This window comes from Enterovibrio litoreus, from assembly GCF_045679545.1.
Taxonomy (GTDB): Bacteria; Pseudomonadota; Gammaproteobacteria; order Enterobacterales; family Vibrionaceae; genus Enterovibrio.
Genome location: NZ_CP166195.1, coordinates 204,340 through 229,625 on the forward strand (window position 1 = coordinate 204,340; position 25,286 = coordinate 229,625).

Annotated in this window: 19 protein-coding genes and 1 pseudogene; 6 read left to right on the forward strand and 14 right to left on the reverse strand. The window is 49.2% G+C overall.

Translation table 11 applies throughout. The features are described from left to right. Positions 1-61 precede the first annotated feature (61 nt). The 5 genes from AB8599_RS16625 to AB8599_RS16645 form a co-directional block, all read right to left on the reverse strand. Positions 62-1,618: a sugar ABC transporter ATP-binding protein gene (locus tag AB8599_RS16625; protein ID WP_407334019.1), complete on the reverse strand. Its 1,557-nt coding sequence runs from the start codon at positions 1,616-1,618 to the stop codon at positions 62-64. Beyond that, on the reverse strand, positions 1,615-2,565 hold the full coding sequence (locus AB8599_RS16630) for an ABC transporter permease (protein ID WP_407334020.1): 951 nt from the start codon (positions 2,563-2,565) through the stop codon (positions 1,615-1,617). Before AB8599_RS16630 ends, AB8599_RS16625 begins: the two co-directional genes overlap by 4 nt. 24 nt (positions 2,566-2,589) lie before the next feature. Next, positions 2,590-3,609, reverse strand: a complete 1,020-nt coding sequence (locus AB8599_RS16635) for an ABC transporter permease (RefSeq protein WP_407334021.1) — start codon at positions 3,607-3,609, stop codon at positions 2,590-2,592. Positions 3,610-3,769: 160 nt separating this feature from the next. Then, positions 3,770-4,705: a sugar ABC transporter substrate-binding protein gene (locus tag AB8599_RS16640; RefSeq protein WP_407334022.1), complete on the reverse strand. Its 936-nt coding sequence runs from the start codon at positions 4,703-4,705 to the stop codon at positions 3,770-3,772. A gap of 70 nt (positions 4,706-4,775) precedes the next feature. Next, complete coding sequence (locus tag AB8599_RS16645) at positions 4,776-5,579, reverse strand: SDR family NAD(P)-dependent oxidoreductase (RefSeq protein ID WP_407334023.1); 804 nt, start codon at positions 5,577-5,579, stop codon at positions 4,776-4,778. Positions 5,580-5,981: 402 nt separating this feature from the next. Between AB8599_RS16645 and groL the strand changes: the two genes are divergently transcribed. Beyond that, positions 5,982-7,592: a chaperonin GroEL gene (groL, locus tag AB8599_RS16650; protein ID WP_407334024.1), complete on the forward strand. Its 1,611-nt coding sequence runs from the start codon at positions 5,982-5,984 to the stop codon at positions 7,590-7,592. Between the two features lie 110 nt (positions 7,593-7,702). Here groL and AB8599_RS16655 read toward each other — a convergent pair whose 3' ends face one another. The 5 genes from AB8599_RS16655 to AB8599_RS16675 all read right to left on the reverse strand — a co-directional run bounded on the left by AB8599_RS16655 (position 7,703) and on the right by AB8599_RS16675 (position 14,097). Beyond that, entirely contained in the window at positions 7,703-9,157 is a 1,455-nt protein-coding gene (locus tag AB8599_RS16655; protein ID WP_407334025.1) for a 2-oxo acid dehydrogenase subunit E2, read from the reverse strand. A gap of 14 nt (positions 9,158-9,171) precedes the next feature. Further along, positions 9,172-10,632, reverse strand: a complete 1,461-nt coding sequence (locus AB8599_RS16660; RefSeq protein ID WP_407334026.1) for an NAD-dependent succinate-semialdehyde dehydrogenase — start codon at positions 10,630-10,632, stop codon at positions 9,172-9,174. Next, positions 10,629-11,609 (reverse strand): alpha-ketoacid dehydrogenase subunit beta, encoded by a 981-nt coding sequence (locus AB8599_RS16665; RefSeq protein ID WP_407334027.1) that lies wholly within the window; start codon positions 11,607-11,609, stop codon positions 10,629-10,631. Before AB8599_RS16665 ends, AB8599_RS16660 begins: the two co-directional genes overlap by 4 nt. Next, complete coding sequence (locus AB8599_RS16670) at positions 11,597-12,583, reverse strand: thiamine pyrophosphate-dependent dehydrogenase E1 component subunit alpha (RefSeq protein WP_407334028.1); 987 nt, start codon at positions 12,581-12,583, stop codon at positions 11,597-11,599. Before AB8599_RS16670 ends, AB8599_RS16665 begins: the two co-directional genes overlap by 13 nt. Positions 12,584-12,792: 209 nt before the next feature. Further along, a complete protein-coding gene (locus AB8599_RS16675) occupies positions 12,793-14,097 on the reverse strand; it encodes a M24 family metallopeptidase (protein ID WP_407334029.1) in 1,305 nt (434 codons plus the stop codon). A gap of 226 nt (positions 14,098-14,323) precedes the next feature. Between AB8599_RS16675 and AB8599_RS16680 the strand changes: the two genes are divergently transcribed. After that, positions 14,324-15,364, forward strand: coding sequence for a LacI family DNA-binding transcriptional regulator (locus tag AB8599_RS16680; RefSeq protein WP_407334030.1), 1,041 nt, complete (start codon positions 14,324-14,326; stop codon positions 15,362-15,364). A gap of 116 nt (positions 15,365-15,480) precedes the next feature. Here the strand turns inward: AB8599_RS16680 and AB8599_RS16685 are convergent, their stop codons facing one another. Continuing rightward, positions 15,481-15,849 (reverse strand): winged helix-turn-helix transcriptional regulator, encoded by a 369-nt coding sequence (locus AB8599_RS16685; RefSeq protein WP_407334031.1) that lies wholly within the window; start codon positions 15,847-15,849, stop codon positions 15,481-15,483. A 348-nt stretch (positions 15,850-16,197) separates the two neighbouring features. Here AB8599_RS16685 and katB point away from each other — a divergent pair, with 348 nt between their 5' ends. Further along, positions 16,198-17,658: a catalase KatB gene (gene katB, locus AB8599_RS16690; protein ID WP_016958868.1), complete on the forward strand. Its 1,461-nt coding sequence runs from the start codon at positions 16,198-16,200 to the stop codon at positions 17,656-17,658. Between the two features lie 144 nt (positions 17,659-17,802). Here katB and AB8599_RS16695 read toward each other — a convergent pair whose 3' ends face one another. Both AB8599_RS16695 and AB8599_RS16700 read right to left on the reverse strand, forming a co-directional pair. Next, positions 17,803-18,465 carry a DNA alkylation repair protein gene (locus AB8599_RS16695; protein ID WP_407334032.1) on the reverse strand — a complete coding sequence of 221 codons (663 nt, stop codon included), beginning with the start codon at positions 18,463-18,465 and terminating at the stop codon, positions 17,803-17,805. A 71-nt stretch (positions 18,466-18,536) separates the two neighbouring features. Next, positions 18,537-19,430 carry a LysR family transcriptional regulator gene (locus AB8599_RS16700; RefSeq protein WP_407334033.1) on the reverse strand — a complete coding sequence of 298 codons (894 nt, stop codon included), beginning with the start codon at positions 19,428-19,430 and terminating at the stop codon, positions 18,537-18,539. A 131-nt stretch (positions 19,431-19,561) separates the two neighbouring features. Between AB8599_RS16700 and AB8599_RS16705 the strand changes: the two genes are divergently transcribed. Then, positions 19,562-20,233 carry a type 1 glutamine amidotransferase domain-containing protein gene (locus tag AB8599_RS16705; protein WP_407334034.1) on the forward strand — a complete coding sequence of 224 codons (672 nt, stop codon included), beginning with the start codon at positions 19,562-19,564 and terminating at the stop codon, positions 20,231-20,233. Positions 20,234-20,284: 51 nt separating this feature from the next. Here AB8599_RS16705 and AB8599_RS16710 read toward each other — a convergent pair. After that, positions 20,285-20,601 (reverse strand): annotated as a pseudogene (locus AB8599_RS16710) (type II toxin-antitoxin system RelE/ParE family toxin). A gap of 378 nt (positions 20,602-20,979) precedes the next feature. On the opposite strand from AB8599_RS16710, the gene cas1f reads away from it, so the two are divergent. Continuing rightward, entirely contained in the window at positions 20,980-21,957 is a 978-nt protein-coding gene (gene cas1f, locus AB8599_RS16715) for a type I-F CRISPR-associated endonuclease Cas1f (RefSeq protein ID WP_407334035.1), read from the forward strand. Beyond that, on the forward strand, positions 21,954-25,274 hold the full coding sequence (cas3f, locus tag AB8599_RS16720) for a type I-F CRISPR-associated helicase Cas3f (RefSeq protein ID WP_407334036.1): 3,321 nt from the start codon (positions 21,954-21,956) through the stop codon (positions 25,272-25,274). The genes cas1f and cas3f overlap by 4 nt, the downstream gene beginning before the upstream one ends. Positions 25,275-25,286 lie beyond the last annotated feature (12 nt).

The following is a 25,286-nucleotide window of genomic DNA, read 5'->3' on the forward strand; positions in this document are numbered from 1 at the left end:
GCGATACCTATGTACTAAGTTGTCGAACTGAATTGTTGACGAACTGAATTGAAACGCAGCGTTAACTGAGGTTGCTTGTCGCCTCAGCCGTTTGACCTGTGATGGCGGTGACCAATCGATTCTCGGTGACCGTTTCAGCCGTAAACTCTTCCATCACTTTCCCTTCATAGAGGGCGAGTATTCGATCACTGACACTCAGCACTTCTGGCATTTCCGAAGAAATCACCAAAACAGCGAGACCAGATCGTGCGAGTTCTCGGATCAGGGCATGAATTTCTGACTTGGAGCCCACATCAATACCGCGTGTTGGTTCATCAAGAATGAGGACTTTAGGATGAATCGACAGCCACTTGCCGATCACCACTTTTTGTTGGTTACCGCCACTAAGGTTGCCCACGGGATAACTGCCATCGGGCGCTTTGATGGACAGTTGGTCGGCGTATTTTTTGTAGACTTTGCTTTCTTTTCCTTCGAGGAGCCAACCGATGACAGACACGCGATCGAGCTGCGCCATCGTGATGTTGTCCTGACAACTCATGGCCAACACCAAGCCCTGTTCTTTGCGGTTTTCCGGTACCAAGGCAATACCAAGCTCTACCGCTTTTTGGCTGTCGTTGATTACTGCTTCTTGGCCCTCAAAGCGAATAGTGCCGGAATCAGGCTGACGCAAACCAAACAAGGTTTCTGCGATTTCAGTACGCCCAGCGCCAACCAGCCCATACATACCCAATACTTCGCCTTCACGGATCTTAAACGAAATATCTTGATAGTGACGCTCAAGCGACAACCCTTCCACTTCCAGGCGAATATCGCCACCCGCCGCCATTTGAACCACTTTGCCCGTTTCAAGTTCACGGCCGATCATCATCGCCGTCACTTCCGGTTCATTGGTCTCTTTTGTGATCAAAGTGCCACGGTATTCGCCGTCTCGCAGCACGGATAAGCGATCAGAAATGGCGAAGATTTCTTCCATTCGGTGAGAAATGTAAGCAATGCCCACGCCATGTGCTTGTAGCTCTTTGATCACCTCAAACAACACGACTTTTTCATAGTCTGTCAGCGATGCCGTTGGTTCATCAAAAATCACAATCTTGGGTGTAAACACTAAAGCCCGCGCGATTTCTACCATGTATTTTTTAGCAATGGTCAACGACGAAACCTGGTCATCAGGCCCAAAATCGCAATTCAAACGTTCGAGAATTTCTGCGGCGCGCGCGCGAAGCTTGGTGTAATCCACCACACCAAACAACTTGGTGGGCATCATGCCAAGGAAAATATTTTCAGCCACCGTCATGTCTTCCACCAACGATAACTCTTGGTGGATCATCAAAATGCCATGGTGCTTAGCATCCATCGGGGTTTTTAGCTTGACCACCTCGCCATCAATCAGAATATCGCCTTCTTCGGCCTGATAAATGCCGGACATCACTTTCATTAGGGTTGATTTGCCCGCGCCGTTTTCTCCGAGCAGTGCATGCACTTCACCTGCTCGAATATCAAAACTCACGCCATTCAGAGCAACCACACCGGGAAACACCTTTTTGATATTTTTCAATTCCAGTGTCGGTGCGACTGATGGTGAAGCGGCTTCAGCGTTTGTCTTTGCTGCCATATTCATGCGCTCACACCTCCACGCTCAGTTTGGTTAACTTTCTTATCGATAAAGAGAACAAGAATGAGTATCGAGCCCATGATCACCAGCACGTAAAACGCGGGAACTTGAAGCAGATTCAACCCGTTTCGCAAAATGCCGATAGCAAGTACGCCTCCGAGCGTTCCCATGATACTGCCCGCGCCCCCAGTTAGACGGGTTCCGCCAAGTACAACCGCGGTGATGGTCCACAGCTCGAAATCACGCCCAAGATTGGGTGTCGACGCGCCCATTTGGGTGGAAAGCGTCACCCCTGCAAGCGCAGCAAAGAAACCCACCAGCATGAAATTGATCATCATGTGAGGGCCAACTCTTATCCCTGCATCAATCGCAGATTTTCGGTTTCCGCCCACGGCATAGCTATTGCGCCCATGAACGGTGTACTTCATGACGAAGTGCATAATTAACGTAGCGACCAAAAACAGTAGCGCCAACGTTGGAAAACCAAACACCGAACTTGAACCAAAATCTGAGTAAGCAAAATCGCTGGCATAGAAAGATTGTTCACCGGTATACACGAATACCAGACCACGAATTCCAATCATGGCGCCCAGAGTCACGATGAATGCATCGACCCCCGTCTTCCAAACAATCACCCCATTTAGCATCCCAAGCAAAGCGCCTGAGGCCAGCGCAATCAGAACTGCCGCGGGTATACCGATCGAGCCTTGCAGTTCAATGGCAAGGCTGGCCGACAACGCCACCACGGCGCCGACCGAGAGATCAATGTTGCCGTTGATCATCACCACCGTCATCCCCAGCGCAATAAAGCCAATCGTGGAGGTTTGGATCAAGATGTTTTGAAAGTTGGTGATATCAAAAAAGTATTCTGACGAAAAGCTGAATAACACAATACAAAACACAACGAATATCCATATCGGTTGCGTTTTCAGAAAGCGGACAATTCTATCCATCGTTTAATCTCCTTCGGCTTTCCGTCAAAATTTGGTGAAGAAACTGCCGCGTTTCGTGCCCACATCGAGCCAAACAGCAAGAATAATCACTGCCCATGTCACGAGCCATTGCGCGTAATAAGGGAAGCCCAGCAGCAGTAAGCCGTTCTGAATAAAGCCCAGTATCAACACACCAATCACGGTTTTTGTGATGCTGCCTGAGCCACCTAACAAACTGGTTCCACCCAAAATAACGCCTGCAAGTACGAGCAATTCATAGCCCTGCCCCACGTTATTTTGCGACCCCATGACCCGCGAGCCCAATATGAGCGCGGCGCAGCCTGTCGAAAAGGCTGACAACAAATAGGTACTGAACACCAGTTTATTTCGGCGAATGCCCGAATACGCAGTGGCGATTGGGTTGCCGCCAACGGCAAAAATCTTTCGCCCATATGATGTGCGTTTGAGTAGCAATTCATAGATAACCGCAAGCACAAGAAACATGATAATCGGCACCGCGATGGGGCCTAAGAAACCTCGCCCAAACACAGCGAACCAAGTGTCTTCTTGATTTGCGATATCTACGTTTTGGCCCCCCGTATAAATCAAGGTTAAGCCTTGTATCGCTGAGAGCATGCCCAAGGTGACAATGAGCGAATTTAGCCGCAAGTAGCCAACCAGAAAGCCATTCACCACGCCTACCAGCAGGGTAAATAGGAACATCAGCAAAATGGCTTGGCCAGGGCCGACTTTGTCGTGTAGATCCACCACAAGGACGGTCGAAAATGACAGCAGTGAACCGACCGACAGATCAAGGTTTCCGCCAATAACAACGATGGTCACACCCAGTGCAATCGTGCCAATGATAGACGCTTGACGGATCACCGTCATGAAATTATCCGTGCTGAGAAATCGGTCAGATGAAAGTGAAAACGCCACAATAAACATAAAGAACGCAACCAAAATACCGTGTCGCGCCATGAGCTTTTTCACGGAGAATGCTTGCGCTGTAACGTCTACTGCACCACCCTTTTTGGCAGCATCAGTTGGAGATCCTGAAGCCATATACATATCCCTTGATGAATAGAGAGAGCGTCGCAATCCTTGCTGAAAGGTGCCTTTCTAACCATGAAATACGGAAGAAGGCCAAAGAAGCAGAACAACGCCTCTGTACTCTTAGTCAATATTAACGCTCATACGTAAGAGTAGAGAGGCGATACGCTTTTTAGAAAACAGGCTTGGTGAAATTCGCCATGTTCTCTTGCGTAATTTTAGGCGTATCGAAGTAGTTAAGTTTCGGCACTTCTTCGCCATTTGCGATAGCAATAGCCGTCGCCAATGCGTTTTCGGCATCATCTACCGGAGACTGGTAAACAGAACCCCAGTACTCGCCACGACCCATGGCTTCATAGCCAACCGCAAAGTTGGTGGCACCGATAAAGGCAATACCTTCACGCCCTGCGGCTTTCGCTGCATTTAGCGCACCTACGCCCATGTTGTCATCACCGGAATAGACGCCGTCGATGTTGTCATACTTGGTTAGGAAGTTTTCCATCACGCGTTGTGACTTCTCGCGGTTCCAATCACCCGGTTGCGTTTCCATGATTTTCACGTCAGGACACGCAACAGCCAGTCTGTCTTCAAACCCTTTCTGACGCTCGATAGCTGTTGTATAGCCTGGCTGACCGGAAATTTGCACGATCTCGCCCTTGCCACCCAATGCATCACACATCATCTCGGCCGAATACGCACCTTGAACAATGTTGTTTGGCCCAGAGAAGGATTCAATAAACTGTTGGCCTTCCTCTGCCACATTGGAGTTGGTGACAACAACCGGAATACCCGACTGCTTCGCTTTACGAATAGCAGGCACCACCGCTTTACCATTGGTTGGCCAGATAATAATCACGTCCACTTTCTGTTGGATGAGATCTTGTATCTGTGCGATTTGGCGCGCGACATCACCACCAGCGTCCAAAACCACCGTTTCCACACCTTCCGTGTTTCCAGCGGCTTCCTTAAACGCTTTTTCGTAGGTGGTTTGGTATGAATCAACACCAACATTGTTCTGCGTAATACCAATGACCAAATCTTTGGCACTGACTGCTGTTGCACTTGCCGTAATCATCAGACCTAACAAGGTTTTACTGATTGTTTTCATCCTTACCGCTCCGTTGCTGTTGCACCCAATGAGAGAGTGCTTTCAAGTTCCGACAGACCTTCCCGGCCTGTTACTGCATTACCATGCCGCCATCAATCATGATGAGCTGACCCGTCATGTAATCTGAGTCTTTACTTGCGAGGAAACTGGCCGTGCCGAGCACATCTTCAGGGTAGGAATAACGACCAAGCAGAATCATTTCGCGCGCCAAGGTGTCCATGGATTCACCAGGCTTCTCAAACTTACCAATGGCGACTAGATCTTTATCCAGTTGCTCCCAAAGCTCGGTACGCACCACGCCAGGGCCATAGCCGTTCACTGTAATGTTGTGTTTCACCAATGCCTTCGCGCCGCCATTGATCATCGCAAGCACCGCATGCTTACTGCACGAGTAAGGCACCACATCATCAAATGCCATGCGCGACACAATGGATCCAACATTGATAATTTTGTAAGGCTCATCTTCAGGGCCTTGAGCAATCATTTGCTTGGCAGCTTCTTGCATACCCATCAAACAACCCAAACCATTCACATCCATGATTTGCTGCCAATTTTCCTCTGTAATATCAAGGAACATCAGAGGTTTATTAATACCCGCATTGTTGAGCATCACATTGATTGAACCGAACGCATCGACGGTTGCTTTCACGCCTGCGGCAATATCAGCACGTTTGGTCACGTCCATTTTCACCGCTATTGCTTCGCCACCTTTTGCTTTGATGCGCTCAACGACTTCCTGACAACCATCAAGATTCACGTCAGCCACACAAACCTTTGCTCCCTGCTCTGCAAAATTTTCTGCAACCGCCGCGCCCATGCCGCGCGCAGCCCCTGTGATCAGTACATGTTTCTTCGCCAGTCTCGATGTGTCCAAGTTGCCCTCCTTATTTTGCTGATCTTCGCCACCTGAGCCTCAGGCCGACAGCAAACGTTTGCAATGAATTTTCGTTAACTTATGATTTACATTTAGCAACAAGCATAGAACAAGAAATGCACGATAAAAATAGGCTACCCTGCTTCATTTTTGAGAGGATGTAGTAGGTATATTTAACAGCCTATTGCTATAGCCTTGTTAAAAAGAGAAAATATCTCCCAGCACGCCGTTTCTATAGATTAAATATTCCTTCCAAAACCCCAATATTGATCACAAACCGACTTTGGTAAAAATCGCCTCGAATGCGCATTTATTGCAAAAAAATGCCGATTTTATTGCAAACGTTTGCAAAAGGTTTAACGTTATAGATACAAATGACAAGAAACAACGCGAGGGATAGCTATGCATCAAGATCATCTGGAATTTGGCGAAGACGCACGCAAGCGCTTACTGATAGGCGCGAACCTTTTGGCCGATGCCGTTAAGGTGACGCTCGGTCCCAAGGGGAGAAATGTGGTCATGCGCAATTTCGACCAACCGCCCATCATCACCAAAGATGGCGTTTCCGTCGCACGCAAAGTCGCGATTAAAGGGCAAATGGAAGAAATGGGGGCATCGTTGATCCGTGCCGTCGCGTCAAAAGCCAACGATGAAGCGGGGGATGGCACGACAACCTCGACCGTGATCGCTCAAGCCATTCTCAATCAAGGTTTCAAAGCTCAAGCAGCGAACTACAACATCATCGATATCAAGCACGGTATCGAAAAGGCCATTCACGCCGCTGTAATAGCGCTGAAAGACCAAGCTGTACCTTGCAACCAGGAAGCAGACATTGAACATGTCGCCACCATCTCCGCTAACAATGACACTAGCATTGGTAAGATCGTCGCCGAGGCGATTCGTGCCGTCGGCGAACATGGCGTTGTCACTATTGAAGAAGGCAAAGGCTTTCACACCGAATTACACGTGGTCAAAGGCATGCAATTTGATCGCGGTTATCTCTCACCACATTTCGTCAACGTGAGAGGAAAAATGCGCGTTGAACATGCTATGCCATTGATCTTACTGGTTGATGGCAAACTAAGTCAGTTTGACCAAGTGGTGCCTGCCATGGAAATTGCGGCTAAGCAAAAACGACCGCTTTTTGTGATGGCAGAAGATGTAGAAGGTGAAGCCCTCTCTACCCTCGTTGTTAACCACATGCGTAAAACGTTAGATGTCGTTGCCGTGAAAACGCCCGGTTTCGGCCCACGCCGTCAAGCGATTTTGCATGACATTGCCGCACTCACCGGCGCAACCGTCATGTCGTCTGAAACCGGTCATGATGTCGCTCAGATCAGTGAGCATGACTTTGGTCAGGTCGAAAAAATCGAACTCTCTAAAGATTCGTTTACCTTAATCAAAGGCCTAGGTACTGAAGCGCGAATTGCTGATCGCATTGCACAAATCAACGCCGAAATCGAAAGCTCTGATTCTGAATATGACGTTCAGAAAATGACAGAACGTCGCGCCCGTTTGTCAGGGGGTATTGCATTGATCGAAGTGGGTGCCGCCACCGAAACCGAAGTCAAAGAAAAGAAAGCCCGTGTTGAAGATGCCTTGCACGCAACCCGAGCGGCAATTGAAGAAGGTATTGTGCCTGGCGGTGGCATTGCTCTACTGCGTGTTTGTGAAACCATGGCCCTGCCCGATGCCACGAGCGATGATGAAAAAGCAGGTATGCAAATCGCGCTAGATGCAATGAAATCGCCATTTAGACAGATTGTGAAAAATGCGGGGCTTGATGCCGGTGTCTATCTCGAAAAAGTCAGCAATCAACCCTTTGAATTCGGATATAACGCGGCAAATGGTAAATTTGGTTCTATGCTGGAGATGGGCGTGATAGACCCCGCCAAGGTGACGCGATTGTCACTGCAAACTGCAAGCTCCATCGCGGCGTTAATGCTCACCACCGAAGCGCTGGTCGGTGACACTGATCCTGACTACGTGCCATCACACCACCACGAGCACTAATGTTTGTGGCTTTATGTCCAAAAGCCAGACACAACAAAGGGAGCATCAGCTCCCTTTGTTGTTGCTCTTGTTACCCTTGCTTGTTACCGATTCCTAATTTAACCCTCGACTTAGAGCTCGCCCTGCCAATCGTGGGACTCAATCATAGATTTCACTTGCTGCAAGAAAGCACCGGAATACGCGCCATCCACTGCCCGATGATCGAACGATTGCACCAGCATACCCACACTGCCTATTCCCAATGTTTCTCTGCCATTCACATTCACCACCACGGGTTTGCGAACAATGCTGTCGATAGACAGAATCGCAATTTCAGGGTGATTGATAATGGGCGTGGTAAACGCGGTACCTGAACCGCCATTGTTAGAAAGCGTGTAGGTTGCACCAGACATATCATCCGGCGTTAACCGGTTTTCACGCGCTTTCGCGGCAAGCTCTGCAATTTTCCGCGCCAATCCCGACACATTCATCGCATCGGCATCTTTAATAACAGGCACAACCAAGCCTTGATGATTAAGGTCCACCGCAACGCCCAAGTGGATTGGCACACTCAGCACTAGCTTATCGATCCCCACTTGTCCGTTAAGCTGTGGAAACGCTTGTAACGCTTTCACAACGGCTCTGGCAATGAAGGCGAGCGGCGTTAAACTGCAACCATAACGCTGTTTGAACGCCACTTTGTTTGCCTGTCTTACGTCTTCAACGGCATCAAAGCTGATTTCCATCCCCTGAGCGACATGCACAGCATTCTGCACCGATGATGCCATCTGACGTGCAATTTGCTTACGCATGAAAGTAAAGGGTACCGCTTCCCCTTCAATCGAGATTGGCGAAGGTGGAAGCGAACTTGCCTGACTGGATTGACTGGCCTGCGGTGCTCTCAAAGCTGGTGCACTGTCACCATCAAGATAAGACAAGACATCGGATTCGGTAATACGCCCATGTCTACCTGTGCCATCAACATGATTGATATCGACACCATGCTCTGTCACTAAACGACGCACCGAGGGTGATAGCTCTGCCAAAGCAGCCAACGCTTCTGCATCTCTCTCTGGCGAGCTGTTGACAGTTGATTGCTCAATGTGCGCCTGCATATCCCGCTTGGTGATGCGCCCGTCTTTGCCACTGCCAGCGATTGCTGACAAATCGACCGTGTTGGTGGCAGCAAGGTATTTCACTGCTGGCGAAAACAAACCATTTCCGCCTTGTAAGCGGGTTTTGGACTCGTTCGACCCAGACTTGGCTTCATTCGACGATGCAGGTTTAGCGACTTCTGTCTCCGAGGATGCCGCGCGACTTGAGTTACCTGAACTCGCAACGGCTACCTCTTCGCCCTCAACAGCTAGCACGGCGACGGGCTCACCCACAGGGATGATTTCACCAACGGCAGCGATGATTTTGGTCAACACCCCGTTTTCCATCGCGGGCACTTCCATCGCGACTTTATCAGTAGAAATTTCAAACAGTGCGTCGCCTTTTTTGACGTCGTCACCTTCGGCTTTGTGCCACAGAAGAATTTCCCCTTCTGCCACGGTTTCCCCTAGTTGGGGCATGATGATATCCATGTCTGCCTCCTGGCTTATTGGGAACAACCGGGCCAATCAAGGCCGATGTATTGGGTTTCAGTGAATTCATCGATACCGACATAACCACCTTCGCGACCAAGGCCACTTTGCTTCATGCCACCAAAGGGCGCTGCTGGATCAGAAATCACACCTTTGTTAATCCCCACCACACCCGCTTCAAGTTGTTTGGCAACGGAAACGGCATGTGCCGTATCAGAAGACATCACGTAAGCCGCCAAACCGAAGATGGTGTTGTTGGCGGCATCAATCGCAGCCTGCTCATCATCAAAGGGAATGATCACGGCAACAGGACCAAAAATTTCGGTATACAGAATGTCTGCATTGTCGGGAATGTCATTGAGCACTGTCGGCGGGTAGAAATACCCGGCACCACTTGGCTGCACGCCACCTGTCAGTAAATTTGCGCCTTTTGCAACGGCATCATCGACCAGTGAAGCGACTTTCTTCTGAGTATCACGATTAACCAATGGGCCGATATCTACGCCGTCTTGCGTCCCATCACCCATGACTAGCGCCCCCATTTTCGCCGCCAACGCTTCACTGAACGCGTGATAATGCTGACGCGCGACATAGATTCGGTTTGCGGCAATGCAGGACTCACCCGCATTACGAATTTTGGCCACCAGTGTTTGTTCAACAGCGGTATCAAAATCCGCATCGTCCAACACCAACAGCGGTGCATTACCGCCCAATTCCATGGAGCTATTCACCACACGCTCTGCCGCATTGTGCAGCAACACACGCCCCACTTCCGTTGAACCCGTGAACGACACTTTTCTTACGCGTTCATCGGCAAACATAACGTCAGAAATGCTGCGAGCGCTCTTTGATGGCAACACAGAAATGACGTCGTCCGGCACGCCTGCCTCCGTCAGTAACGCGGCAACATACAACGCCGTAAGCGGTGTTTCGGTCGCCGGCTTTAAGATCACCGAGCAGCCTGCCGCCAACGCTGGCGCAATTTTTCGCGTCGCCATGGCAGCGGGAAAATTCCAAGGCGTCACCAGATACGCAACACCAACTGGGTGATGGGTCACCATAATGGCTTTATCACCATTGGGCGCTGCCGATAAAGCATCATTCATCTGCACAACTTGGTCGGCAAACCAACGGAAAAATTCCGAGGCGTAATTCACCTCACCCCGCGCTTCATTGAGCGTTTTACCCTCTTCGAGGGTAATGATCCGCGCAATGGTCTCTTTTCGCTCCTGCATCAGGTGAAAAGCACGACGAAGCACCTCGGAGCGATGGCGTGGCGACGTTTTGCGCCACTGCGCAAAGCCTCGACTGGCCGCATCAATTGCGTCTTTGGCATCTTGTGAATCTGCACTGGCAATCGAGGTTAACAAAGATTCGTTAGCAGGGTTGTAGACGGGAATGTCTGCTCGCCCTGTATGTCGCCACTCGCCACCGATTTTTAATCCGGTGGGCAGCGTGATGTCATCAACAATCATATCTGAACCACCTCACGTACTTCGGCCACGATACGTTCTACCGATGGGATCACATGGTCTTCCAAGTTATCCGCGGCGGGCAGAGGAATATGCGGCGTGGTGATGCGTGTGGGTGGCGCATCCAAATCAAAGAAACGCTCTTTGCCCACGATTGAGACGATTTCAGCCCCCCAGCCACATAGCTGAGGGTTCTCTTCTACTGTCACTAGCCGAGACGTTCTTGCGACATCTTCTAAAATCGTTTTGGTATCCAGCGGCACAAGGCAACGCAGGTCGATTACCGAGCAATCAATCCCTTCTTTGGCTAAAATTTCCGCTGCTTTCTGCGCTCTTGGCACCATGGCCGCCAGCGCCACAATGGTCACGTCATTGCCTTTGCGAAGCACATTGGCTTCACCGAGGTTAACCACATGATCGCCATCAGGCACTTCGCCTTTCATGGCATATAGCGACTTGTGTTCAAACACAATCACTGGATCTGGGTCACGCACTGCCGCCGCAATCAGGCCTTTCGCATCGGCTGGGTTTGACGGTGCGACAACCTTGATACCGGGAATCATCATCGCCCAGTTTTCGACGCTTTGTGAGTGCTGCGCACCAAAGCGCGAGCCTGCACCATTCGCGGTTCTGATCACCAATGGCACCGACACCTGACCCGCTGTCATGTATCGCGCTTTCGGTATTTCATTGGCGACAAAATCCCAACACACGGCAAGAAAATCTGAGAACATGATTTCCGCAATCGGTTTCAAACCTGTCATGGCAGCGCCCATTGCTGCGCCAAGAATGGCCTGTTCTGAAATCGGCGTGTCTCTTACGCGCTCTGGCCCGAATTCTTCAAACAACCCTACGGTTGCTTTGAAAACACCGCCTGCGGCAGCAACATCTTCACCAAGAAACACCACGTCTTCGTCTCGGCGTAATTCTTGCGCAATCCCTGCGGCAACTGCTTCGCGATAACTCATTAGTTGCGCCATGCGTAACCTCCATTTGCCCAGACATCTGTAAAACACAATGACGTATCAGGCGTCGGCGATGCTTTCGCCGTCTCTGTAGCCTGTTCAATTTCCCCATCAACGTCGCTTTCTATCCCCGCCAACACACTTTCTTCAACGCCTTCATCCGCAAGACGTGATCGATAGAGAGGAATGGGATCGTACGCGAGCCAACGCGCCACTTCTTCAGCAGGACGATACTTACCCGGATCGGCGCGAGAGTGCCCTTGGTGGCGATACGTTTTCGCTTCAATCAAAGAAGGGCCACCACCGCTGCGTGCCTTTTCAATCGCCGTAGACGCAACGTCATACATGGCATCTGCATCGTTGCCATCGACAATAATGCTCTCAAGCCCATAGGCGCTGGCACGATCTGCCGCAGGATGTTCAACCGCCGTGACGCTGCCAATTGGGGTGTATTCCATATACAGGTTGTTTTCACACACGAAAACAACGGGAAGGTTCCATACCACAGCGAAGTTCAATGCCTCGTGAAAAGCACCGATATTGGTGGTGCCATCGCCAAAGAACACCACGCTGACTTCTCCGGTTTTCTTGTATTGGCTCTTCCATGCGCTGCCATTGGCAATACATAGCTGTGCACCAATGATGGCGTATGAACCCATGGCACCATGCTCAACACTGGTTAAGTGCATTGAACCGCCTTTGCCGCGCAAAATGCCGCAGTCTCGGCCCATTAACTCACCGAATAGCGCCGTCATATCAGCACCTCGCACCAAGGTGTGAGTGTGTCCGCGATAGGTGCAATAGGTGTAGTCGCCTTTTTGCATGGCGACACCAAATGCCGCTGCCACGGCCTCTTGACCTAATGCCAGATGGTTTGTGCCCTTCACAAGGTTTTGAAGAAAGAGATCGGAGGCGCGCTGTTCAAAGCCTCTCGCCCGCAACATGGTGCGGTAGAGTGACAGCCGTGTCTCCAGACTGTTTTCCGACATAGTCTGTTCCTTTTGAATGTTTCTTGGGTACGCTCAACGGTGCTATGCGCTATTGAGCTATTGAGCTATTGAGCTATTGAGCTATTGAGCTATTGAGCTAAAGTTTGCAGCAGGCGTGGCTTCTTTATCCAAGGCAGAGGCTTCGACAGGTAGTACGCCTACATGAGAAGCCGATAACACTGGCAAAAAGGGCCACAACCGCTGTCAAATCAGTATTTATTGGCGATGAAGAGTTCTTGCGCCGGGAAAAGCGTAATGATTTCGCAGCCGTCGGCTGTGACGACCACTTCTTCTTCGATACGTGCCGCACCATTGCCATCGGCAGACGGGCAATAGGTTTCAAGCGCAAACACCATGCCCTCTTGAAGCTCAAAAGGGTTTTCCATCGAAACAAGACGACTGATAATTGGGCGCTCATGCAGTGCCAAACCCAAACCATGACCAAACTGCAATCCGAACGCTTCCATTTCGCTGGCAAAGCCAAATTTCTCGGCTTTTGGCCATACTGCGGCGATTTTGTCTGTGGTCATGCCGGGGCGGATGAGATCAATGGCTGCATCAATCCATTCACGCGCTTGCTTGTAAGCGTCTTGCTGGGCTTGGCTAGCACTACCAACGTTCAATGTGCGGTAGTAACAGGTGCGATAGCCGTTAAACGAGTGAATGATGTCAAAAAACGCCTGATCGCCGGGGCGATACATACGGTCAGTAAAGTTGTGTGGGTGCGGGCTGCCGCGCTCACCCGAGACCGCATTGATGGCTTCTACATCGTCAGAGCCATTGTCATAAAGAAACTTGTTGGCATTGGCGACACTTTCGTTTTCACGAACGCCGGGTTTTAAATTCACCGCCAATTCGTGATAAGCCCCATCTACCATGGCTGCAGCCATATTGAGCAACACAATTTCGTCCATGGATTTGATTTGACGCGCTTCCAACATCACTTGCTGACAATCGCGAACATCTAAGCCTTCAGCTTGAAGCGCCTCCAACATTGGCGGCTCACACACATCGATGCCGAGAGGCATATCTGCCACCCCCTCCTCCACCAGCAGTGCTTTAATGTCTCGCGCCGCTTGCTTGAACAAACCTGCTTCTTTCGCCACCGAGCCACGCAAACCCAACATACCGGCTTTGAAATGGTCAGGGTCGATAAGCCCTTGATACAGCTGATGATGCTTTGCCGCAGAACCGAAATCCCACAAGTACGGGTCAGAGTTACCCGTAAACAAGGCATAACGTGCAATTTTGTCTCGTGCCCATTCACCAATGACAGTACTGGTCAAATACCGAATGTTGTTATTGTCAAAACAAAGCACCGCACCCAAACCAGACTCTGCTAAAGCTTTACGCGAACGGCCCAAGCGATATTGATGCAATCGATTGAAGTTCACACGCTGTTCAAAGTCGACACTCATCCTACCGGGTGCAGGAATACGCTTAGACCAGTCCCAGCCTGGTTCAATGTCAGACTGTCGAATAATTTCCGGTTCCGTTGGTTTCACGATACTCATAGCATTAAGACTCCATTTATTGCAATCGTTTGCATTGATTAAGCAAATAATAGGTGGTTGATTGTCGCGAATAAAAACCATGATCGGCTGCACGCACAAAAAACCACCAACTTGCAAACGATTGCAGCACATAGTAACTTAGCTGTCAATGCAAAGGTTGATACAATGTTAAAGCAACGTTGCCCGGTTTCATTCACGTTAGGTAATGCTGTTTTAGGGAATAGTTTTGGATAACGATAAAAATAAACGCATAACTGTCAAAGACGTAGCTGCCGCTCTCGGTATTAGCCCATCCACGGTGTCACGAGCATTGAGCCCAGAAAAACAACATCTGGTCTCTGACCGTGTCATTGAGATGGTGGAAAAGAAAAGTGAAGAAATGGGATATACCGCCAATCCCATGGCAACGGCGCTAAAGCGCGGTGCAACGAAAACCATTGGTATGATGATCCCCGATATTTTGAACCCGATCTTCCCGCCTCTGGTTCATGAAATCCAACAACTCACCAATAAGCTGGGCTATACACTCACGCTGGCGTATACCGAAAACAATCAGGCTCTAGCGCTTGAGGAAGTCAAAAGACTCATTGCTCGAAATGTAGACGGTATTATCCTCGCCTCGGCGTTTCGCAAAGATCCCACGGTGGATTATTGTCTCGATCATGGCAAACCGCTGGTGCAGGTTAACCGAGTTATCGACAATCTCGCCTCTGATCAGGTGTTAGTTGATGACCGTGAAGGTATCTATCAGCTGTTCGAGCACCTTTATAAGCTTGGTCATCGTCACATTGCCCACATTGCGGGCCCAAACGAGATCTCTAGCGGATTAAGCCGACGCCACGCCTTTATTTCTATTGCTGACATGTTCGAACTTCCGCCGGATAACGCGCCTGTGGTTTTGGCTAGCGCATTCACCGAAGCAGCAGGAAAGCTGGCGACAAAAAGCTTACTGGAAAAACATCCTGAAGTTACCGCTGTCATTGCAGCCAATGATTTGTTGGCTTTGGGATGCATTGAAGAGCTAGAAGCGGTGGGGAAAGCGATTCCTAAAGACGTGTCTGTCACCGGATTCAATGACATGCCTTACCTTGATTGGTTCCGCATTCCTTTGACGACAGTATCATTGCCACAAACTCAGCTTGGCGATCAATCTGTACGCATGTTGTTTGGTCAAATTCGTAAAGAAAGCGACAGTGCTTTCCCTCGCAAGGTATTGCTGCAACCTAGGCTGGTTGTGCGTAAATCGACGACGAAGCCGAGGAAATAGCGACGACAGCATTCGGATTTGATTCGTTATGCGTTATGCGTTATGCGTTAATGCTATCCGAAATGCATAACGTGCAGAAGAAACCCACCAGTCCGCGCATTGCAGACTGGCGGATGTTATTTTCGAAGTTCAATTCGATGCTGCTCGGACCACACTCTCAAATCATCAAGTATTTTCAAAGCACTACGACCAAACTCGGTCAATTCATAGCTCACCGCAATGGGGCGATCACTGATCACTTTACGCACGACCATGTCTTCCGCTTCCAGCTCTTTCAAGCGCTGGTCGATCATTTTTTTACTCGCCCCGCCGAGCAAACGGGCCAAATCATTAAATCGTACGGGTCCATCTTTCAGGTGGTAAATCAGCGAACCTTTCCACTTACCACCTATTAAACGCATGCCCTTTTCGATGGCACAGGGTTCAGTACACGTGTTGACCACACTTTTACGGCCTTTAACGTCGATTTTCACTTCGCTGTTCACGATTCAATTCTCTTGTCAGACATACAGGTCACTTAGAGTACGCAGGCTGGCACCTGACTCAAGGTTACCATAATGAACCAGGTTGAAACATGGAAGCATCACCAAGGTTTCATCGCGTCAGATTGAATGCTCTGTTAGGTTTTCCTGTCCGCCCATATGCTAAAACCCCACACAGCACCTGCACACAGATCCAACATATACCCCAATAAAACATCATAAAGATAACATCTATCACTATAAATATGATTTAAATCAATATTAAAAACCAATATTCGTTTATAACTCTCCATACTGGAATGATATTGATTCTTGTTTGTGCATCGAGCATGAACATGTTTAGGGAAAGAAATGGAAAATACACGTTACCTCACCAGCCAGAATGGCGCACCTGTTGCCGATGATCAAAACTCACTGACCGCCGGAGAGCGCGGCCCAGTATTGTTGCAAGATTGGCATCTTATCGAGAAGCTAGCGCATTTTAACCGCGAGCGAATTCCAGAGCGTATTGTTCACGCCAAAGGCACTGGTGCATACGGTACATTCACGCTGACCCGTGATCTGGCTGAATTCACACTGGCTGATCATTTCAACGGCGAAGGCAAACAAACAGAAACGTTCGTTCGCTTTTCAACGGTGGGTGGCGAAATGGGCTCGGCGGACGCAGAGCGAGACCCTCGCGGTTTTGGCCTTCGTTTTTACACCCAACGTGGTAACCACGATATCGTCGGCAACAACACGCCAACGTTTTTCCTGCGTGACGGTATTAAATTCCCAGATTTCATCCACACTCAAAAACGTAACCCACATACCAACCTGAAAGATGCTCAGGCCATGTGGGAATTCTGGTCGTTAAACCCAGAATGTATGCACCAAGTGACGGTGTTGATGTCTGATCGCGGCATTCCTGCTAACTATCGTCAAATGCACGGCTATGGTTCACACACCTACTCTCTTTGGAACAACAAAGGTGAGCGCTTTTGGGTGAAGTTCCACTTCAAGAGCCAACAAGGCGTAGTGAACTTGACCAATGATCAAGCCGCGATTCTGCGCGGTATTGACCCAGATTCAAGCCAGCGTGATTTGGTTTTGGCTATTCAAGACGGTCACTTCCCGCGTTGGAGCGTGAACGTTCAAATCATGCCGGAAGCGGATGCGAACACCTATCACATCAACCCGTTCGATCTGACAAAGGTATGGCCGCACAGCGACTACCCATTGATTGAAATCGGTGAGTTAGAACTTAACCGTTTACCAGAGAACTACTTCGCTGAAGTTGAGCAAGTGGCGTTAGCGCCAAGCAACTTGGTTCCCGGTGTTGGTGCGTCTCCAGACAAGATGCTGCAAGCGCGTCTGTTCGCGTACGCGGATGCTCAGCGTTACCGTTTAGGTGCAAACTACAACCACCTACCCGTAAACTGCCCGCATGCCACACAGGCAAATCATTACCAACGTGCTGGCGCGATGGCAGGCACGCAATGCCCTTACTCTGGTCATCAGACAGGTCAAAATGCGTCACCAAACTTTGGCCCTAACCAACAAGATGATTTGGTTGAAGCCACTGAATTTAAAGAACCACCAATGCGTTTAGACGGCGAAGCAGATCGTTACAGTCGCTACAATCAAGACGACTTTGCACAAGCAGGTAACCTGTACCGCTTGTTCAGCGAAGATGAAAAAGCGCGTCTGATTGAAACCATCTGCGGTTCGCTGTCTCAAGCTTCTGAAGATGTTCAACGCAAAATGACCGAGCACTTCAGCAACGCCGATGCAGACTACGGTCAACGCATCGCGAACACGTTGGGCTTGTAGAACGCGACGTGTCTTAGATTTTCTAAGCAACACAAAAAAGGGACAACGAAAACGTTGTCCCTTTTTCTTTCACCCAAAATCGCCTAATTCCATTACTGCCGTTTTGTTGATTGTTGATTGTTGATTGCTGAAATAGTAATGATCCTAGAGTGACATAAGCTTCATGCGGGTGCCCTTGTCCAGCTTTTCCAGCGCATACCGAAAGGCTGTTCTTGGCATTCGAGCATGGTTTTTTATCAAATATTCCACAACTGGTTGTGGCTCTTTTTGCGACAACACTTTGAGCATCCAACCATAGGCTTTTTGTACCAAATGATGCTCATCTTCAAGCAGTAAATCGGCAATATAATAGGGCTCAAGGCCGCTATATCGCCCTTTGTTTATGGGGTAGATAAGCACAACCGCTGCGGCCCTTCTAATAGCGAAGTTTTCATGGTCAACCCAGTTTGCAACCCTTGAAAACAAATCATTGTGTTGCAAAATGAGTTCACCAAACGCATGAGTGCAAAAATCATCACAATCCCCCCAGTCCTTCACATAAGTGAACAGCCAGCGTTCGAATGTGGAAAATGTCTGTTTGGTATACTGCTTCCTGACTCGATAAGCCCAATCATAAGCAATGACACCTAACGCCCAATCTCTTTCATCCAGTAACATTTCGCACACAGAAAACACATGATGAATGTCTTTGCTTTCCAGCTTCTTAAACGCCTTGGCAGATACTCCTCTCACCTCCCCGGTTTTCACCGCATTTTCTGGGTAACCAATCTCAGACAAGTCTTGTCGAATTGCTTCTAAAATATTCACAGTGTCTATCCTTTGAAATCGCAGTATCGTCACGGTTTGATGACGAAATGAAACAGAACGAAGAGAATCCGTTATTCCTGCCACCCTTCAAAGTGTGTCAACAAATGGTCGATAGCGAGACGCGCTTTGAGTGGCAAGAACTTACGGTTTTGATACACCACCCAAGAGGTGATTTTTCGTGTCCAAAAAGGCGCGAGAACAGGAACCAGTTCGCCCTCATTCATTGCCTGCTGGAAACTGCTTTTTGGCATATAACCAATCCCCAACCCACCTTTACACGCCTCCACCAAGGCATTGGCGTTGTTGCATCGAAAACGCCCAGACACCTTCACAGGCATCTCTTTGCCATCATGCTCAAACAGCCAAGTGTCGTTGTTGGTGATTAAGCACGAATGTTGTGCCAACGCTTTGGGGTGGTTGGGTTCGCCGTGTTTCAACAGGTAATCTGGCGAGGCCACCGCCATTAGACTGCGATCAGCGAGCTTTCTCGCCACCAGCCCTGAATCTTGCAATCGACCATAGCGAATCGCGAAGTCGATACCGTCTTCCACAAAATTCACATGTCGACTGCTGAAATCCACTTCGACCGTCAGCTTAGGGTGCTGCTTGGCGAATGTTACCAGCGCAGGGGCGACAAATTGCTCCGCAAAAGACCCCGCCATGCTGATGCGCAGCGTACCTTGCAAATCAAACTGCGTACCCGTCACCATCTCATTGGCTTGATCAAGCCCGCTAACAAGCTCTTGGCACTGCAGATAATATTGCTGCCCCGTTTCCGTCAGCTTTACCGAGCGTGTCGATCGCGCAAACAACGCCGTTCCAAGTCGGTTTTCTAATCGTGACACTTGGCGAGAAACATGGCTGACCGAACAGTTCAAGCGACGCGCTGCCTCGCTGAATCCTTTAGCATCGGCGACTGTTACGAATTCGACAATGCCATCAAAGCTGAGTGAGTGAATGTTCATTACATTATTGCCATATAGCAAAGACGGTTTTCCATTTTAGCGGATTATCACCCATATAGCGAAAGCATAGAATGGCTGGCATCGAACGGCTTACCTTCATCCAAGTCGATTCGCTTTCAAAGGACTAGATTATGAAAAAGATTCTTATCATCACTACGAATCACGCCACGCTTGGCACTACTGATCAGGCTAACGGCACTTACGCCCCTGAGATGACCCACGCGTTGGATGCTTTTCTGCAAGCTGGTTTCAGCTACGACGTCGCCTCTATCAATGGTGGCGCAGTGCCTTTCTATGGTGAAAACATGGAAGGCGATGACGTGAACACGCGCATTTTCAACGACGCAGAATTCCAATCTCGCGTGAACAACACCATTCCCATGAATCAAATCAATATCGATGATTACGATGCCATTTTCTATCCGGGTGGCTTTGGTCTGCTTTCTGATTTGGCAGAACATGCTCTCACGGCAAGCCTAGCGGCAACGCTCTACGAAAAAGGCGGCGTGATTGGTTCTGTGTGCCACGGCCCTGCTGGCCTGCTTCCTATCACGCTGAGCAATGGACAACCGTTGATCGCAGACAAAACCGTGACAGGCTTTACCCGTGAAGAAGAAGTGGATTTTGGCACCATCAACGACATTCCTTTCTTACTGGAAGAGTCACTGACGCGCAAAGCGGCGAAATTTAGCAAAATTCAGCCTTGGGGTGTGCATGTGATTACTGACGATCGCCTTGTGACAGGCCAAAACCCTGCAAGTGCACATGGTGTAGGTGAAGCCATGGTCGCGCTGCTTAAATAACGCTGACACGCACAACAAAAAAAACAGATTTAAACGTCGGTGACGAGCGAACTACTGCCTTGCTCGACACTGACATTTTTCTTTTTGGCTTTTGGAAGTGCGCGGCTTTAACGACTGATTGTGCCACGCCTCAATAAAAGCTTTTAGTTTTTTTTTTGGTCTACAGTTGAGTCGCACATTTCATTCTTGCCATAAATTATCAGTAAGTAGAAACGACGCTTGCCCTTACCTTTACTTGCAACTCGAATCTTTCGAAAACCACCTGTACCTTGAATCATTTCGCCTTGTTTGGGGTTAGACATTAACTCCGCTTGAAAAAACCTAAACTCATCATCACTGAGATATTCAATGCGGTACTTTTCAAATATGGTCGATTAGACAAATACACTTTTCATGCGAAAACATACGCAATTCGCGTACAGATAGCATAACTATACGTGATTCCCGTAGTCGTGACTTTGAAGAAAGTGAATCCGACCTGAGCGATAACGCTGAGTAACTGACAACCCCGAATAGCAGAGATTAGATCGTAAAAACCTCAAACCGGATCTGTTGATATGTAGACCGATAGATAAGCTTCAGAAGCAACAACTTAGCTGTAACCTAAGCCTTTTGTCCGTCCCTCCTTTCACAACCATGCCGCAGTCACAAATATGACGCCAATGTACTTATAATTGGTCACTATTTATTGAGTTTGTAGTTAAAATCCCCACAGAATATGCAACCAAACTAAGTCAGTGGTAAACGTGGCCAATAAAGACTTTTCACCAAGTGATTTAAAAACAATTCTCCACTCTAAACGCGCCAACATTTATTACCTTCAACATTGCCGAGTGCTGGTGAATGGCGGACGGGTTGAATATGTCACCGACCAAGGTAAAGAGAGCCTTTATTGGAATATCCCCATCGCAAACACCACCGTGGTCATGCTTGGCACTGGCACATCCGTTACACAGGCAGCCATGCGCGAATTTGCAAAAGCAGGCGTTTTAGTCGGTTTTTGTGGCGGCGGTGGCACGCCATTGTTTAGTGCCAACGAAACACAGGTCGAAGTTTCGTGGCTGACACCACAATCGGAGTACCGCCCTACCGAGTATCTTCAACAGTGGGTTCGATTTTGGTTTGATGATGCATTACGACTTGAAGCTGCAAAACAACTCCAACAAGAGCGGATCCGACAGGTCAAAAAGCACTGGCTAAAAGCCAGTAAACACGATGCGTTTCCTGTTTGTGTTGATCAACTCAACGACGCACTTTCTCGCTTCACGGATAAAATTGAAACCTGCACCACCACGCAAGACCTGTTGTCTCTAGAAGCGACCACAACAAAAACGCTCTATCGCCTAGCATGCCACGCTACACAATATGGCGACTTCACACGTTCAGAACGCGGAAATTCAACTGACATAGCAAATCGGTTTTTAGATCATGGCAACTACTTAGCATACGGTCTGGCTGCTACCGCTTGTTGGGTTATCGGTCTGCCACATGGTCTCGCCATCTTGCATGGAAAAACGCGCCGCGGCGGGTTGGTGTTCGATGTCGCCGATATTGTTAAAGATGCCTTAGTGCTACCTCAAGCCTTTATTGCCGCGATGGCGGGTGACGATGAACAAGAATTTCGCCAACGCTGCTTAAACCAGTTTCGGGAGGCAGAAGCGCTAGACGTAATGATTGATACATTGCAGCGCACGTCAGCGTCATGTTCGGAGCAAGCGTTGTGAACATCCTTCTCATCTCTGAATGCAGTAAACAAGCCCTGCCAGAAACGCGACGAGTGCTAGACCAATTTGCCGAGCGAAAAGGCCAGCGAACATGGCAAACCCCCATCACGAATGAAGGGCTAAAAACGCTTAGGATCTTGTTAAAAAAAACGGCGCGCAGAAATACCGCCGTAGCCTGCTACCGAACGTATGGGAAAAACCATACCGAGTTGATGTGGATAGTCGGCAGCCGAAAACGCTTTAATGAAGATGGCACCGTGCCAACGAACACAACGCGTCGAAACATATTGCGAAGTGGCGATGAGAATGACAGACACAGCACCCATTCAACCGCCGTTATGGCGGGGATTGCTGGGCTTTTTCACGATCTCGGAAAAGCAAACCTACTTTTTCAAAACAAACTATTAGGTATTGGAAAACACTACGAGCCGTACCGACACGAATGGGTCTCCGCTCAGCTTTTTCTCGCCTTTGTCGGTGGAAGAAGTGATCAAGAATGGCTTGAGCATCTCAATACGTTGAATGAGATTGATGATAAGCATCTACTCGAGGGCTTTTCCCCAGCTAACATCGTTCCATTCGCAAGCATGGCCCCACTTGCCGCTTGCATCGCATGGCTGATTGTTTCACACCACCGCCTGCCTAAATGTTTAAGTGACAGGCAGCAAGACATGCATAACGTAGCGGCATGGTTCAACACGGGCATGAGCGCAGAATGGAACGCACTCAACCACCATGCTTTTGACGAAAAAGAGAAAACGGATGTGTTCCGATTTCCAATGGGTACGCCATTGGCGAGTTTCACATGGCGGAATAAAGCCAAAGAGCTGGCAGCTCGCGCACTAAAACTCCCAAGCCTAGTGGAATTCGCCAAACCAGAACTGGCATACCCACTGCACCTTGCTCGTATGGCCTTGATGCTTGCCGATCACGCATACTCCGCTGGTGCGCCAACCACACATTGGCAAGACGCAAAGTACACCGCTATTGCAAACACGGACAGGCAAACACGCCAACCCAAGCAAAAGCTTGATGAACACTGTATTGGCGTCTCACATAATGCGTATTTACTGGCCACTATTATTCCTAAATTGCGCGGTGCAATGCCTGCCATCACCCGACATCCTTCACTGAAAAAACGCACCACAGCTCCTCGCTTTCGTTGGCAAAATAACGCCTATGACGCCGCTGTTTCCGTAAGGGAACAAACCCAAAGCCAAGGTTTCTTTGGGGTTAACATGGCCTCAACAGGAAAGGGAAAAACCTTTGCCAACGCAAGGATCATGTACGGGCTTTCTGATCCACAAATGGGGTGCCGCTTTAGTGTGGCGCTAGGGTTGCGCACGCTGACATTGCAAACCGGTGATGCCTTGCAAGAACGCCTTCAACTCGATGGCGATGATCTGGCTGTTGTCATTGGTTCAAGCGCGGTTAAGGCACTGCACAACAAGAAAAAAGACCGCGACGTGGCCGCGATAAAAAGTGCGATGGACGACGAAGAGAAAGCATCGCCAACAGGCAGTGCGTCGGAAAACCTCTTTGCTGAACACCTGTATGTAAAATACGACGGTGAACTTGATAACCACTATTTAAATCGCTGGTTAAATAACGATAGAAACACGCGAAAATTCGTGCATGCTTTGATTAGCGCACCGATTTCAGTCAGCACGATTGACCACATCATTCCAGTGTCTGAAGGCACGTCGGGCGGCCAACAAATCGCACCAATGCTGCGATTGCTCACCAGTGATTTAGTGTTGGATGAGCCTGATGATTTTGGCATAGAAGACATACCCGCTCTGAGCCGTCTGGTCTATTGGGCTGGCTTGTTGGGATCCCGTGTTTTGCTTTCCTCTGCCACCTTACCACCGTCACTGATCAGCAACCTGTTTGACGCTTATCGAGCGGGTCGCCAGCAGTTCAACGTCGTAAATGGTCAAAGACTCGAATTACCCGTCGTGACGTATTGGTGTGATGAATTTAATGAAGACAACGGGCAGCATGACGATGCCAAAAGCTATCTCGCGCAACATCAGGCATTCACAGAAAAACGACAGCAATGCTTACGCGACAAATCGCCAGCACTTCACCTAGGCAAATTTTTACCTGTTGAGACATCGCCACCACAAGATGCTATCACCTCGTTAGCAGCGCTTTTCTTGCAAAACGCGCAACAGCTTGCAAGCGAGCATTGCACCGCAGATGGCAGCGATACGCAAAACAAAGGCAAAACCTTCTCGGCTGGCATCATACGCATGGCAAACATCGAACCTTTGGTCGCCGTCGGTAAACGGTTGTTGGACATGTCGCCAAACGACAATACACGTATTCACGTTTGCTTTTATCACAGCCAACATCCTTTAGCGGTACGCTCAGAAATTGAAGACAACCTAGATGCGATACTAAAGCGCGATCCGAAGCGCCCAATTACGGCCTTGCCTCAGGTGCAGGCGGTGTTCAAACAACACCCAGAACAACACCATATATTTGTGGTGCTCGCCACGCCCGTCGCAGAAGTTGGGCGCGACCATGATTACGATTGGGCCATTGTTGAACCCAGCTCAATGCGCTCCATCATTCAACTTGCGGGCCGCGTGCAACGCCATCGACAGCAACCGCCAACCACACCCAACATCTGCGTATTGACCCAAAACTACCGTGCGTTAAAAGGCGAATCTGTCGCCTTTTGTAAGCCTGGCTTTGAAAGCAAGCTGCCCTGCCCATTGAAGGAGAAAAAACCGCAAAAACAAGGTCACTGGCTGCAACTCAACAGTCATTACTTACCAGACATATTGAATGAGAGTGATCTTCACCCCATTTCATCGGCCCCACGTTTTATGCAGCCGACACTCTTTCAACAAGGAGTGGTCTCAGGGTTTATTGCTTTAGAGCACCTCGCCCTCAATTTCATCATGAGAGATAAAGCCAAGGTGTGGTGGACACAGCCTCACGCGCACCTTTTTGCCGAGATTCAGAAACAAACGCCCTTTCGAAAAAGCCAGCCGACACAATCCTATGTGTTTCGGATTGCGCAAGACGAAGAATCCCCAACCCTTGAGCAATGGGATCCGTTTGGTTTGGTATTTCAAGACAGTGGGAAGCTCGAACACGAGCCTGATATTACCCTTGCTAATGGCGTGTCAGTGTGGGGAAACATTGGATTGTCGAGCGTTCTGGAAACATTAGGCGAACAATTCGACCTTTCACTTGACGACACCTGTCAACGCTTTGCAACCATCGAACTGGGAGAACTGAATCACGGCCAAAAATGGCGCTATCACCCCGTGTTAGGGGTATTTAGGGGAACAGAATGTTAATCATTTGGAATA